This window comes from Kitasatospora sp. LaBMicrA B282, assembly GCF_050325825.1.
Taxonomy (GTDB): domain Bacteria; phylum Actinomycetota; class Actinomycetes; order Streptomycetales; family Streptomycetaceae; genus Kitasatospora.
Genome location: NZ_JBNQTI010000377.1, coordinates 1 through 900, shown reverse-complemented (window position 1 = coordinate 900; position 900 = coordinate 1). Strand labels below are relative to the sequence as shown.

Genomic DNA, 900 nt, shown 5'->3' with positions numbered 1-900 from the left:
CTAGGCAGTGTCGTCAAAGTGATCTTGGATAGTGGATCATGATGTGGTGATACGTCGCCATGAACTCTCCGATGCCGAGTGGGGCCTGGTGGAGCCGCTGCTTCCCAGGTCCGGCAAGGGTCGTCCGCGGTTGGACGACCGGACGGTGCTGAACGGGATCGTGTGGAAGTTCCGGACCGGGGTGGCCTGGCGGGATGTACCGCCGCGGTACGGCTCCTGGGCCTCCGTACACACCCGGTTCCGACGCTGGGCCGCGGACGGAACCTTCGATCGGATGCTGCGGGCAGCGCAGGCCAAGGCGGACGCGGCCGGCGACATCGACTGGCTCGTGTCGGTCGACTCCACCGTCGTGCGGGCCCACCAGCACGCCGCCGGGGCCCGAAAAGGGGGACCCAAAACCAAGCGCTCGGCCGCTCCCGAGGCGGACTGACCAGCAAACTCCACCTAGCCGTCGACGGACTCGGCCGACCGCTCGCACTCGTTCTCACGGGCGGGAACACCAACGACTGCACCCAGTTCACCACCGTCATGGACGCGATCCGAGTCCCTCGGATCGGACCGGGACGGCCCCGCACCCGTCCCGACCATGTCCTCGGGGACAAGGGCTACAGCTCCAAAGCCATCCGCGCCTGGCTGCGGCAGCGCGGCATCGGCCACACCGTCCCCGAGCGGGCCGACCAGATCGCCAACCGCCTGCGCCGCGGCAGCCTCGGCGGCCGCCCGACGGCGTTCGATCGCCAGCTCTACAAGCGACGCAACGTCGTCGAACGCTGCTTCAACCGCCTGAAGCAGTGGCGAGGCCTGGCCACCAGGTACGACAAGACCGCCGTGACCTACCAAGCCGCCGCTACCCTCGCCTCACTCCTCATGTGGGCCTGACCCTTTGACGACACCGCCTAG

Annotated in this window: 1 pseudogene; it reads left to right on the top strand. The window is 68.3% G+C overall.

Annotated elements, in window-relative coordinates:
• The first annotated feature begins 49 nt into the window (after nucleotides 1–49).
• Nucleotides 50–879 (top strand): annotated as a pseudogene (locus ACQRUO_RS39540) (IS5 family transposase).
• The last annotated feature ends 21 nt before the right edge of the window (nucleotides 880–900 follow it).